Origin of the sequence: Paenibacillus roseus, assembly GCF_016424485.1 — a bacterium.
Lineage (GTDB): Bacteria > Bacillota > Bacilli > Paenibacillales > Paenibacillaceae > Paenibacillus_D > Paenibacillus_D roseus.
In genome coordinates this window covers 406093-418847 of sequence record NZ_JAELUP010000103.1, presented here as the reverse complement: position 1 = coordinate 418847, position 12755 = coordinate 406093, and the positions used below count along the sequence as shown (strand labels likewise).

15 protein-coding genes are annotated in these 12755 nt (G+C 50.0%); 3 read left to right on the top strand and 12 right to left on the bottom strand.

The genetic code is table 11. The annotated features are described in order from the left end of the window. Positions 1-59: 59 nt before the first annotated feature. The 6 genes from JFN88_RS18805 to JFN88_RS18780 form a co-directional block, all read right to left on the bottom strand. Positions 60-728, bottom strand: a complete 669-nt coding sequence (locus JFN88_RS18805; RefSeq protein WP_199020814.1) for a hypothetical protein — start codon at positions 726-728, stop codon at positions 60-62. Between the two features lie 158 nt (positions 729-886). Next, complete coding sequence (locus tag JFN88_RS18800; protein WP_199020813.1) at positions 887-1306, bottom strand: CoA-binding protein; 420 nt, start codon at positions 1304-1306, stop codon at positions 887-889. 19 nt (positions 1307-1325) lie between these two features. Then, positions 1326-2639 carry a 3-phosphoshikimate 1-carboxyvinyltransferase gene (aroA, locus tag JFN88_RS18795; RefSeq protein WP_199020812.1) on the bottom strand — a complete coding sequence of 438 codons (1314 nt, stop codon included), beginning with the start codon at positions 2637-2639 and terminating at the stop codon, positions 1326-1328. A 34-nt stretch (positions 2640-2673) separates the two neighbouring features. Further along, complete coding sequence (locus JFN88_RS18790; protein ID WP_199020811.1) at positions 2674-3039, bottom strand: fluoride efflux transporter FluC; 366 nt, start codon at positions 3037-3039, stop codon at positions 2674-2676. Further along, positions 3032-3430, bottom strand: coding sequence for a fluoride efflux transporter CrcB (gene crcB, locus JFN88_RS18785; RefSeq protein WP_199020810.1), 399 nt, complete (start codon positions 3428-3430; stop codon positions 3032-3034). The genes JFN88_RS18790 and crcB overlap by 8 nt, the downstream gene beginning before the upstream one ends. Next, the gene (locus JFN88_RS18780) at positions 3427-3948 is read right to left on the bottom strand and encodes a shikimate kinase (RefSeq protein ID WP_233168055.1); all 522 of its coding nucleotides are present in this window, start codon (positions 3946-3948) and stop codon (positions 3427-3429) included. Before JFN88_RS18780 ends, crcB begins: the two co-directional genes overlap by 4 nt. 243 nt (positions 3949-4191) lie before the next feature. On the opposite strand from JFN88_RS18780, the gene JFN88_RS18775 reads away from it, so the two are divergent. Next, on the top strand, positions 4192-4485 hold the full coding sequence (locus JFN88_RS18775; protein WP_199020809.1) for a hypothetical protein: 294 nt from the start codon (positions 4192-4194) through the stop codon (positions 4483-4485). 10 nt (positions 4486-4495) lie between these two features. Here the strand turns inward: JFN88_RS18775 and gnd are convergent, their stop codons facing one another. Next, a complete protein-coding gene (gene gnd, locus JFN88_RS18770; RefSeq protein WP_199020808.1) occupies positions 4496-5905 on the bottom strand; it encodes an NADP-dependent phosphogluconate dehydrogenase in 1410 nt (469 codons plus the stop codon). A 178-nt stretch (positions 5906-6083) separates the two neighbouring features. Further along, positions 6084-6680 (bottom strand): YkzI domain-containing protein, encoded by a 597-nt coding sequence (locus tag JFN88_RS18765; protein WP_199020807.1) that lies wholly within the window; start codon positions 6678-6680, stop codon positions 6084-6086. 290 nt (positions 6681-6970) lie between these two features. On the opposite strand from JFN88_RS18765, the gene JFN88_RS18760 reads away from it, so the two are divergent. Continuing rightward, complete coding sequence (locus tag JFN88_RS18760) at positions 6971-7672, top strand: YktB family protein (protein WP_199020806.1); 702 nt, start codon at positions 6971-6973, stop codon at positions 7670-7672. 69 nt (positions 7673-7741) lie between these two features. On the opposite strand, the gene JFN88_RS18755 is transcribed toward JFN88_RS18760, so the two are convergent. After that, the gene (locus tag JFN88_RS18755) at positions 7742-8920 is read right to left on the bottom strand and encodes an MFS transporter (protein ID WP_199020805.1); all 1179 of its coding nucleotides are present in this window, start codon (positions 8918-8920) and stop codon (positions 7742-7744) included. Between the two features lie 147 nt (positions 8921-9067). On the opposite strand from JFN88_RS18755, the gene JFN88_RS18750 reads away from it, so the two are divergent. Beyond that, positions 9068-10537 carry an aminotransferase class I/II-fold pyridoxal phosphate-dependent enzyme gene (locus tag JFN88_RS18750; protein ID WP_199020804.1) on the top strand — a complete coding sequence of 490 codons (1470 nt, stop codon included), beginning with the start codon at positions 9068-9070 and terminating at the stop codon, positions 10535-10537. An 86-nt stretch (positions 10538-10623) separates the two neighbouring features. Here JFN88_RS18750 and nfsA read toward each other — a convergent pair whose 3' ends face one another. From nfsA to JFN88_RS18735, 3 genes are all read right to left on the bottom strand, one after another. Then, positions 10624-11376 (bottom strand): oxygen-insensitive NADPH nitroreductase, encoded by a 753-nt coding sequence (nfsA, locus tag JFN88_RS18745; RefSeq protein WP_199021315.1) that lies wholly within the window; start codon positions 11374-11376, stop codon positions 10624-10626. Between the two features lie 326 nt (positions 11377-11702). Continuing rightward, a complete protein-coding gene (locus JFN88_RS18740; protein ID WP_199020803.1) occupies positions 11703-12020 on the bottom strand; it encodes a DUF1292 domain-containing protein in 318 nt (105 codons plus the stop codon). Positions 12021-12126: 106 nt separating this feature from the next. After that, positions 12127-12693: a stalk domain-containing protein gene (locus JFN88_RS18735; RefSeq protein WP_199020802.1), complete on the bottom strand. Its 567-nt coding sequence runs from the start codon at positions 12691-12693 to the stop codon at positions 12127-12129. Between the last annotated feature and the right edge of the window lie 62 nt (positions 12694-12755).

The following is a 12755-nucleotide window of genomic DNA, read 5'->3' as shown; positions in this document are numbered from 1 at the left end:
GCATTTTGTCAAAGAAAAACAGCGGACCGTTCAAGGTCCGCTGTCTCGCTATTATCGGATTAGAAACGGTTAAAACCGCCTTGTCCGTATTGCGCGTTAATGTTTTGGTTACCGCTTTGGTAGCCTAAGTGTGCCAGTACCGGCCCATCTTGTGCATTAGCGCCAGATGCATTCAAAACAGGGTTTTGCTGCGTTTGAGCATGCGCTTGCTGGTAGCCGCCCTGGTAGTTGTTTGCTTGGTAGCCGCCTTGGTAACCTGCTTGTGCTTGGTACCCGCCGCTATAGGAAGACCCGATGTTGTTGTTGTTTGCGGAATAACCGCCAAAATGGGCAATTACTGGCTGGGATTGGTATTGATTGTTGTAATTTTGCTGCAATTGTTGCGATTGCTGCGCATACGGCTGTTGGGCAATAAAGTTGGAACGGTGCAAAGCATCGTGACCAACTTGGTCACCCAAGTGCGAGAGAACCGGCTGGTATTGCGACTGTGCGCCAGCATAGCTGCGGTACCCGCTTTGGTTCTGTGCGCCATAGGATTGGCCAGCATAATTTTGCTGCTGGTTAGCCTGGTAACCGCCCAGGTGGGAAATTACAGGACCGGCATTGGATTGCGAACTGATTTGTCCGTGGTATTGGGACTGTACATAACCAGCAGGCTGATATTGATTTTGCTGATTGTAGGATTGATTTCCTGCCTGAAACCCTGGCTGATAAGACGAACCGTTCATGTCTTGTCCTCCTCAAAATAGCGGATAGTCTCCACGGCAGCCGAGCTTGGATACCATAGAGCCTCTCTTATTGTCTGAGAACAAGATTGTTTTTATTCTTACTTTTTATGACTTTTCAAAATCGTGGAATTGCCTTTTCGGCGCGTATAACCATCTGCTTATTTCGGCAGTAAAATAGAATCTTCTACCTTGATGCAGCGATCCATAATGACTTCAAGTCCGCCCTTGGACGCAATTTCTGCCGCTTCCTCACTATGGATGCCCAGTTGCAGCCACAGTATCTTCGCACCGATTTGTACCGCTTCTTCCGCTACAGGCGGACAATGCTCGCTGCGTCGGAATACATTCACAATGTCCACCTTAAAAGGAATATCCGCCAAGCTCGAATAACACGTTTCACCCAGTATTTCCTGTGCGTTTGGATTGACCGGAATGATGCGATAGCCTTTCTGCTGCATGGCTTCGGATACCATGTAAGATGTCCGGTCCGGTTTGTCGGACAAGCCAACCACAGCAATAACAGAAGTGTTTTGCAGCAGTTCCTTGATTTTCTCGCGTGAAGGATGTTCGTAAGCCATTATGATTCCTCCTTTAAGATCAAGATTGGGAAGTCTGTATGGATTGGGTCCATTCAACATTCGCGCCAAGAGCCTTGAGATGATCAAAATAGATTGGATAGGATTTGGCTACATGATGGGCATCCAGAATCCGGATTGGTTTTTGAGCCCGCAGGCCGACAATTGTGAGCGCCATAATCACTCTGTGGTCATAGTGAGCGTTGATCTCCACTCCGCCTTCTACACCTTCAGGACGGCCGTGGACAATAATCTCGGCCTGACGTTCCTCCACATTGGCACCTGCTTTGCGCAACTCATTCAAGTAGTCGGTAATTCGGTCGCATTCCTTGTAGCGCAAATTCTCTACATTATAGAATCGGGATGTGCCTTCAGCAAATACAGCAGCCGCTACCATCGCAAGTACCGCATCGGTTGCCGCATCGCCATCAAACTCGACAGCCTTGAGCTTTCCGTTGCCTTGAACATGAACGGTACCATTCGTGTGAGTAAGCGGCGTCTCCATCATTCGCAATACATCGACAATGGCACGCTCACCCTGCTTGCTGTTCTCCGCAAGGCGATGGAGCTTGACATCAGACCGGGTGACAGCAGCCGCGGCAAGCACAGCCGCAGAGCCCGGGTAGTCACCCTGTACACTATATTGCTGTGCTTTGTACTTCTGATTGCCGGCAACCTTGTAGTTCATCAGGTCTTCGCTCGCTTCAATAACGATGCCTGCCTGCTCCAGCACCTCCAGCGTTTGACCGATAACAACCTTGGATTTGAGATCATGCAGCACTTCAATCTCGCTATCCTCAGGAAGCAGCGGGGTCAGAAACAGCAGAGCGCTCAGGAACTGGGAGCTGACATTGCCGGATACCTGAATTTTACCGCCCTTTGGCGCGCCGCCGTGAATCGTAATCGGCAGTTTACCTTCGCGATGGTCAATTTTCACTCCCATTTGCCCAAGAGCCGTAATCAGGTCATCATGCGGACGTTTGCCTAATGAATCCGGATACGTATTCACGAAGGTAACTTCCGGGCAAAGGGAAGCGATCGCCATCAGAAAACGCAGCACCGCTCCGGCATTGCCTACATTAAGTTCATTGACATGACGCGGCTTGCTGCCAAAGCCTGTGATCGTAATTTTCTCGTCATCTTCTTCAATCACAGCTCCCAGATCGCGAAGACAGCGGCGCATGGCGTCACTGTCTTCGCTATGTGCCGGATAGTAGATTGTGCTTGTCCCTTCCGCCAATGCAGCGACGAGCAAATATCTTGTCGTATAGTTCTTCGAGGAAAGAGCCTGAAGCTCTCCCTTTAATTGAGGTGTCGGGGTAACCAGAACATCCATGAACAATCTTCTCCTTCGATATTAAGTATGATGATTACAGAGAATAGCTGATGATTACTCCTGCCCATCCAAGCAAAATCCCGCCGGCACAGGTTAGCAAGAGGTAGCGGGCCAACCTGGAATACTCGCGCTCCCTGGCCATCATCACGGATTGAACCATAAAGGTCGAATACGTCGTATAGCCGCCAAGAATTCCTGTCCCCGCAAATAAATAGAGCAATGGAATTTTCTCCTGAATCCCCAGCCCTATGAGCAGGCCAAGGATAAATGAGCCCGTCAAATTTATCGTCAAGGTCGCCCGGTCGCCGCGCGGCGTACGCTTCGCGTACCAAAGACCTACACCATATCTAAGCAGCGAGCCGATCGCTCCGCCGACCGCAGTAACTGCAAGTTCAAGCATCCGCTTTTCTCCTTCGTGCCGGCTGTGCCAGAAGCCTGTAACCTGATCCGGCTAATGTCAATCCGGCAATAAGCGATAGGATGAAATAGTTGAAAGCAGTCAGCAGATAGCCTTCCTGAATCAACTGAACCAGTTCAAGGCTGAAGGTTGAAAAAGTCGTATACGAGCCGATTATGCCGGTGCCTACAAGCTCTTTCCACAGCCTGGAAAGACCAGGTCGCCTATTGGCATAACCCAGCCATAAACCAAGCGCCAGACTGCCTGTCAAATTGCACAGCAGCGTAGCCCAAGGGAAAGCGCCGGGGCCTGACGGAACAAGCCAAAGGCTCATTCCAAACCGCAAGGACGCGCCAAGCGCGCCTCCGGCTGCAACGGCAAGCATGACTCTCATTGCCGCTGTTCCTTCATACCCAAAATCTGCGCCGCGACCTCCTCAGAGGTAAGCCGTGTCGTATCAACGGTATGATGGACAAAGTCATACGCATGTCTGCGCTCCTCCAGCAAGGCGGTAACCCGCTGCTCGACATTTCCTTGGAGAAGCGGCCTGGAGGTGTCGTTTTTCACCCGGTCCACAATTTTCTCCGCATCAGCAGTAAGAGCAATGACCCAGCCATGCTGCAGCATCGCTTTGCGGTTCTGCTCGCGCAGCACGGCCCCCCCTCCTGTAGCAATAATCTTGCCTCCGTCAGACTCCAGCACCTGGCTTAGAACCTGACCTTCCACCTCGCGGAAAGCCTCTTCTCCGAAGTCTGCGAACAGTTCGCGGATCGTCCGGCCCTGCTGACGTTCAATCTCCGCATCCAGATCGATGCACGGCAGCTGAAGTTGTCTGGCAAGCAGACGGCTGACCGAGGATTTGCCGGTCCCCATAAATCCGACCAGTACAATAGTTTCATTTGTTCTTGACAATCGGGTACACCTCTTATGAATAAGGTCAGCTTGCATCAATCGCTGGACCAGGGCTCACTGCATGAGGCAGTCAGCATTTCCGCAGCCCGGACCAGCCTACTTCCCCATCATATCACAATTTACGCCCCCAATCCTCACTATTTGGACAGGGACGGTATAAAAAAGGCAAATTTGCCGTATGGATATAATATCCATATTATGCCCATAAAGCAAACAAACGCAATGAAAGCAGGTGAATTCAAAATGCACCGTCTATCAGACGATGAGCTTGACCAGCAAAAAATTACCCGTTTCCTCGATCCTTCTCATCCGCTGTGCCGGTCGGATGTCATCTGGATTTTGGATTGGATCAAAAAAAAGGTGGCTGCCGATAAGCCAAGCATGCTTGGTCTATCGCAGCCACTATTGTGGAAAAGCTACTGCCGTTTCGCCGAAGCCTCCATGCTGCTCATACATTGCCAGCGGTTCAGCTACGATGAGACGGACCGGCTGAGGACACTGCTCGCCGAGGCTGTCAGCTCCATCCGCAGTTCCTGATCAGACCGGATTACTCCATCCAGTTGAAGTGGAATGAACCTTCTTTGTCCACCCGCTTGAACGTATGCGCGCCGAAGTAGTCACGCTGCGCTTGCAGCAAGTTAGCCGGCAGACGCTCTGTACGATAACTATCGTAATAGGCAAGGGCGCTTGCGAATGCAGGCACCGGGATACCGGCTGCAACAGCTGTTGATACAACTTCACGCCAAGCGCTTTGGTAGGACTCGACGATATTTTTGAAATAGTCATCCAGCAGCAAGTTGCGCAGCTCCGGATTTTTGTCGTATGCGTTTTTGATGTTTTGCAGGAAGCCTGCACGGATAATGCAGCCGCCACGGAAAATCATTGCGATATCGCCGTAACGCAGGTTCCAGTCATATTCTTCGGATGCTTCGCGCATTTGAGCGAAACCTTGTGCGTAAGAGCAGATTTTGCTCGCAAACAGCGCTTTGCGAACCGCTTCAATAAATGCAGCCTTGTCGCCTGTATAAGCTTGAGCTTCAGGCCCTTTCAGCAGCTTGCTCGCAGCAACGCGCTCTTCCTTCAAAGCAGACAGGAAACGGGAGAATACGGATTCTGTAATGATGGACAATGGAACGCCCAGATCGAGCGAGCTTTGGCTTGTCCATTTTCCGGTTCCCTTTTGACCTGCGGAATCCAAAATGACATCAACCATCGGCTTGCCGGTTTCCGGATCATACTTGGAGAAGATGTCAGCAGTAATTTCGATCAGATAGCTGTCAAGCTCCCCTTTGTTCCACTCGGTGAAAATTTCATGAAGCTCTGGCGTGTCCACGCCAAGAACGTTCTTCAGCAGGTCATAGGCTTCACAAATCAGCTGCATGTCGCCATACTCAATACCGTTGTGCACCATCTTCACGTAATGGCCAGCGCCATCCGGTCCGATATATGTACAGCAAGCATCGTCGCCGACTTTAGCGGAAATTGCAGTCAAAATAGGCTCAACCAGCTTGTAGGCCGACTCTTGTCCGCCCGGCATGATGGATGGGCCTTTGAGCGCGCCCTCTTCACCGCCGGATACCCCTGTGCCGATAAAGCGGAAGCCTTTGGCTTCAAGCTCTTTGCTGCGGCGCTGAGTATCAGGGAAGTAGGCATTTCCACCGTCGATAATGATATCGCCTTCTTCCAGATGAGGAACCAGCTGATTAATCGTATCGTCTGTGCCTTTGCCCGCTTGAACCATGATCAGGATCTTGCGCGGTGCTTCCAGAGAAGCGACGAACTCTTCAATCGTATACGTAGGGTGAAGCTGCTTGCCAGCGGCTTCCTTTATCAAATCATCCGTCTTCTCACGTGAACGGTTAAAAACAGATACAGTGAAACCTCTGCTCTCAATGTTAAGCGCCAAATTTTTTCCCATGACGGCGAGGCCAATTACGCCAATTTGCTGTTTAGACATGTGCTTCCTTCATCCCTTTACATTCTTATTTGCTTGCGCATTTGCACGAATAAGATTATTTTACTCTTTTTATGCCGGAATGAAAACTGTTTTCGTTGTTTTCTTTAAAATGAACAAGGATGCTCCCAGCCAATCGGCTGTCGGAAGCATCCTTGTCAGGTTATCCAGGGGTTCAAAGCTACAGTTCCAACTGCAGCATTTCAATACGCATCGCTGCCAGCCTGCCCTTGGAAGCGGCAATTCCTTCCTCATCCTGCCGAGCCAGCGCCTCGCTTAATACAGACAGCTCATAGTCCAACTCATAGCGTAATACCGGCACACGCTCCTCCGCTCTCTTGGAGCTGAATGCCTCTATGATCTCTTCTACCGTCACAAAAGGTTTACGTTGGTAAATGATTTTATGTTCCATTCCGCTTACCTCCACAAGTCGAATGATTTCACCAAACATAATGTTCTCGATGACAATCTGGCGGTCTTTAATGCGCTTGACAACGGCGTGGCCCCGGGTATCGTTAATTAATTTTTCCAGCAGTTCAGACAGCTTCTCATCTTTAATGGTGTAATCGCCTACAATTTTATAGCGGTTCTGAAGCCGCTGAAATTTAAGCTTCACCAGCTTGCGTCCTGTTCGGATCGAAATGAGAAATTGGGCCTCGGATTCGCTCCAGTAGAGTGAGTAGCCCTCCTGAATCAAATCGCGAATAAAATTCTGGATTTGCCGACGGTCGAAACGAAGCTCCAAGTTGCAATACTCCACTTCATGGCTTTTATTCACGGCAACCCCTCCCTGGCGGTTTGTATGTCTGCAATGACTAGTTGTGTATTATTGACGAAATGTTCTGACAATTTGTTCTTACTATTATCTTATACTTCATCATATGTTATGGCAACTTGGTTTATTGACTATTTTGACAGTTAATTTCGCTTGTCCCTCTGAAATCGGCACAAGGCTCCACTCTCCAAGGCGGTCATTTCCACAAGCAGCAGACCTGTCATTCCTTGCGGCAGCCAGCAGACACTATGCTATAATAGGCACAGCAAACTAACCCAGGGAGGATTCGAAACATGACCCCATCCAAAGTTCATCAGACGTTGCAGACTTTACATATAAGCGAAACGCCGCAAGAGAAGCAGCCGCAGGAAGCCCTCTTTGCCGGTTTTACACAGGAGGACTTTGACGTCTTCACAATTCCTGGCCTCGAGCCGCGCATGGAAGCTCTGATCCGTCTCGTCCGCCCAAAGCTGAATTTGCTCGGAGAGCGTCTGTCGCCTGAATTGTCCGTTCTCTGCGGCGAAGAGATGTTCCCGCATGTCGCCAAGCATGCAAGACGGACCATTAATCCGCCAAATGACACCTGGGTAGCCTTTGCCCATAATAAACGAGGGTACAAGGCGCATCCCCATTTCCAGATCGGCCTGTTTGAATCTCATTTGTTCATTCAGTTTGCAGTTATATATGAATGCAAGAACAAATCGATATTTGCAGATCATGCACAGAACAAGCTAAAGGAGATCATTGATCTTGTTCCTTCACATTATGTATGGTCAAGCGATCATATGATTCCTGAGGGAACACGGCATGGCGATCTGGGCAAGCAGGGACTGGAGACGCTGCTTGCCCGATTGAAAACCGTTAAGGCGGCCGAGGCGCTGTGCGGGCTTCAGCTAGACCGCAACGATCCGCTGCTGCGCGATGGCGAGAGGCTCATCCGCACGATCGAACAGACTTTCCAGACATTGCTGCCGCTTTATCGAATGGCCTTTTAGGCCGAGAAACGACACAACGGGATTGACTGCAAAGCCGGATAAAGGCTCTGCAATCAACCCCGTTGTTATTTAGCGGGCCTCCCCTGCGCCTGCTCTGCGGTCAGCGGCAACAAAGCCGGAAAGCAGCAGCAGCGCAGCCAGCGACAGCGCGCCGGCTACTAGATAAGGCAGCTTTAAATCCAGCACGAACAATGAAGTCGCTACCAGAGGACCGATAATTCGTCCAAGGCTGTCCATGGAGGAGCTAAGCCCTGAAGCAACCCCCTGTCCAACAGTCGTCTTTTGCGTAATGAGCGAGGTGACACAAGGACGGATCAAGGCGTTGCCGATTCCGAATATGGCCAAAAAGACAGTCGCTGTCCAAAGCGTGTGGGCGGTGACCAGCAGGAAAAAGCCTGCGGCTGACAGGAACAAGCCAGCTATAATGAATTTCGGCTCCGATCCCGGGCGTATATACCTCCTGACGACTCCGCCCTGTACGAGCGCTCCGACAATGCCGCAGACAAAGAACATCATTCCCACCTGCCCCGGCGTTACATCAAAGCGCTGCATACCGAACAATTGCAGCGTAGCCTCGAGACCGGCAAGCGTGACCGCTACAAAAAACGCCATTACGTACAAATAGCGTATCGAGCCTCTGAAAGCCTGCCAGCGCGATGGCCGCTTGTCTCCGACTGCCTGGCGCTTCTCCGGCGGAAGCGACTCCTTCAGCCGTGACAGGGCGAGCAAAAAGGTAATGAGCGCAAGAACAGCCGCTGCGAAAAACGGAGCCTGCAAGGAAATCTGGCTCAGCAAGCCGCCGACGCCTGGACCGATCGTGAAGCCCAACCCGATCGACATGCCCACCAGTCCCATGCCTTTCGTTCGTTCCTCCGGCGGAGTTACGTCTGCTACATAAGCAACAATGACTGAAGTTACGGCCCCTGAGAACAAGCCGCCAAGCACGCGCGAAGCATACATTAGAATGAGGCTATCCGAACCGATGCCAAATAAAATAAAGCTCGCTGCGAATCCGACGATGCCGGTCAATATAATCGGACGTCTGCCGATGCGATCCGACAACGCCCCCCAAACAGGCGAAAGCAAAAATGAAACCGCCGAATAAATGGACAGCATCAGTCCGGTATGTCGCTCCAGCAAGCCGGGGTCCGCCGCTTTAATCAGCTCCGGCATGACCGGAATAATAATCCCGAAGCCAATGAACGTCGTCATCAACATCAGCATCACGACAAATAGTGGTTTGTTCATCTGTATTCCCTCCATCGATAATCGTACCATAACTTGTCAACGCATGGAAATGAACAAATCCGTAACAAAATCTGCTTGCATTCCCTCCTGTTTTTGCTATACTCAACCTTGTTTGATTACTTTTATTTTGGAAGGCTGGGTGAATCATTGGACCATACGCAAACCCCGCTATTTAGCGCGTTGTGCAAACATGCGGAGCAGAAACCTGTACAATTTCACATCCCTGGACACAAAAAAGGCGCCGGCAGCGACCCGGAATTCCGGTCATTTATCGGCGACAATGCCCTGTCCATCGATTTAATAAATATAGCCCCATTGGATGATCTGCATCAGCCGACCGGTGTTATTGAGGAAGCACAGAAGCTTGCCGCCGATGCATTCGGCGCGGATTATACGTTCTTCTCGGTACAAGGGACAAGTGGTGCAATTATGACAATGATTTTGACGGTATGTTCACCGGGAGACAAGATCATCGTACCCCGTAATGTACACAAATCCGTCATGTCAGCGATCATATTCGCCGGCGCCCGTCCGGTCTTCATCTCCCCTGCCCGTGATGGCAATCTGGGGATTGACCACGGCATTACAACTCGCTCGGTTCGCCGGGCGCTGCAGCGCCATCCCGACGCCAAAGCGGTCCTTGTCATCAACCCGACCTACTACGGGATCTGCGCCAATCTGAAGGAAATTGTCGATCTCGTACACAGCTACGACATCCCGGTGCTCGTCGACGAAGCGCACGGCGTGTTGATTCACTTCCATGACAAGCTGCCGATGTCCGCGATGCAGGCCGGCGCTGATATGGCGGCAACCAGCGTACACAAGCTTGGCGGCTCGATGACGCAAAGTTCGATTTTGAATGTGCGCAGCGACAGAATTAATGCGCAGCGCGTCAAGACTATTATCAGTATGTTGACGACGACTTCCACGTCCTATATTCTGCTCAGTTCCCTGGATACGTCCAGACGCCATCTTGCGCTGAACGGCTACAAAATGGCGGAGGAAGCTATTGCCCTGAGCCAGTACGCCCGTGTCGAAATTAACAAGATTCCGGGACTGTACTGCTTTGGCGAGGATATTTTGGGCGATGAAGCAACCTACGACTATGACCCGACCAAAGTGTGCGTACATGTACGCCATCTGGGCATCACAGGTTACGAGGTGGAGAACTGGCTGCGGAATCATTATAATCTTGAAGTCGAGCTTAGCGATATGTACAATATCCTTTGTCTCATTACAACCGGGGATGACCGCAGTACGGTCGATATTTTGCTCACTGCCTTAAAAGAGATGTCTGAAGCATACTATCAGAAGAACGAGGCCAAGGAGTTGGTTGTGAAAATTCCGGAGATCCCGCAGCTCTCTCTTACCCCGCGCGATGCGTTCTATGCGGAAACCGAAGTCATTCCGTTCAAGGAATCTGCAGGGAGAATTATTGCCGAATTTATTTATGTGTACCCGCCGGGCATTCCGATTCTGCTCCCGGGTGAAGTTATTTCGCAGGAGAACATTGAGTATATTGTCGACCATGTGGAAGTGGGTCTTCCGGTAAAAGGTCCGGAGGATCGCAGCATTGAGTTCGTGAAGGTAATTGTTGAGGAAGAAGCGATATTCTAGCCCAGGCAAGTTGTTCCACTTCCTATTCGAATTGCAAGGGGCGGTTCCTGAAGTCACTTACGTTGACTAAAGGACCGCCCCTCCTATTATTTCAGTTCAAAACCTCTGCCTAGCAGGAAATCATGCATATGATCACGCTGGTTTTCTCTTTCAAATTTTCTCAGCATCTCCCGTGACCATGTCGTTTCCCGTTCACCGCCTGCTCCCCCGCCTTTGCGCGTAGCATAATAGTGGCTTGTAATCTCATCATAGGTGTGAATTCCTTTCTCCAGTGCGTCTTCACTGTAGGTCTCCTGGTGATACACAGCAGCAAGCGGAAAACGCGGGCGAATATCAGGCTCCTGATCCGGTACGCCGACGCACAGACCGAATACCGGGTAAACCAGTTGCGGCAGCTCGAGCAAATCCGTTACCTCTTGCGGATTATTACGGATTCCCCCGATGTAGACCGTCCCATACCCAAGTGATTCCGCGGCAACTGTTGCATTTTGAGCCGCCAACACGGCGTCTACCGTACTCAGGAGGAGCATCTCGACATTTTGCTTTAATTCTATATCCTCATGCAGTCGGACTGCTTTTCTGATTTTGTTCAAATCGGCGCACCATATGAGGAATACCGGGCTCTCCAGGATTTGCTTCTGGTTTCCGGAAAGTTCGGACAAGCGTTGCTTTCGCTGAGGGTCACGGACTGCCACTACGCTATAGGCCTGAATATTCGAGGAGCTTGCGGCGGCCTGGGCGGCCAAAATTATTTCCTGCAGGTGTGCCTCAGGAACATCAATATTCTTATACTTTCGAATAGAGCGGTGGTTTCTTAACAGTTGGATCGTCTCGTTCATCATCTTTTGCCTCCTAATTTGCCCTTGGAAGTAAAAAACCGGAGACACCAAATAAATTAGCGTCTCCGGTTTGGCCGGTCGTAAACTGTCCAAGTTATCCAAGTTTATTAATGAAGAAATGCTAAACTCAAATTATCATGGGAGCCAGTTGTTGTCAACTATTCACAAGGCAAGCCAGCTCGAAGCGAACTTTCTCCGGTGTAGCGAAATGCCAAGCGTAAGCAGCTTGGCATTTCTTTGATAGGCAAGAGCTTCGTTTCGCGGGTAAAATAAAAAACCGCCCTACCGATGTCCCGGATGGCGGCTACTTGCAGATTGTTATCGAATTACGCTTGAGATTCATTCTCTTGCAGGGCGATTTCCTCGTAAATTTTGGATACACGCTCCCACTCCTCATCGTCTTCGATACCTACGAGGAATGCTTCATCGTTCTCTTCTTCAATGCGGAAAATAATTCCGTCAGACTCCGGATTGTTGCGATCCAAAAGGACAGCATATACTTGCTCTTCGGATTCAAAGGTGAAAACCATCACCATTTCCCGTTCTACACCTTCATCATCGCTAACTAAAAATACATGCTCTTCGTGCTCATGCTCATGGTCATGACCACAGCCGCAATTGTCTCCATGTTGATGTTCGCTCATTGGTTAACCCCATTTCACATTTAAAAATCTTTCACCAACGTATCGTAACATTTTCATGAAAGATGGTCAAACCTCTTTCGTTTACTGAATAAACATTGCAAATTCGTTATTGAGCCGTAATTGTCTTCTCGGAAACGACTGTCCATTCATTAGAAGACACAGGCTTGATGTAGAAACGAATCAAGTACTTGCCCGCGGAGTCAAAATTGTACCGAAAATCTTCAGACCGGAACCAGAAATTATCAGGCTGCTTGCTTGGGTTGACGTCCTGGGCTTGAATAAGCTTCTCGTCCCCCGCAGGATCGGCAATTGCGACCTTAACCCCGTTAATATCCACCTTCAAATTGTCGATTTGAGAGAATACGCTAAATGTGACTCTGCCTTGCTTAACGTTGCCAAATGAATTTTGCCCTTGAAACAGGAACATATGTACATTCGGTTTATAGATGGAAGCCCGCTTGGCGGAATCATCCCATACAACTAATGCCTGCAAGGAAGAAGCAATCTGCCTGAGCGGCAAAAATGTACTTCCTTCCGAAAGCAGGCCAGACTCTTTGGATTCAATTCCGTTAACAAAAACTCTGACTTTCTGTGCAGTGGAGTCGGCGAACAACGCCGTACCGCCAAAAAGTGAAAGCGCCAGTGTAAGAACAACCAGCTTCTTGATCTTCATTATGCCATACCTCCTCCCGTTGTTGCTTGTAAGGTTATACTCTCCAATTTAGGCAAAGTTGC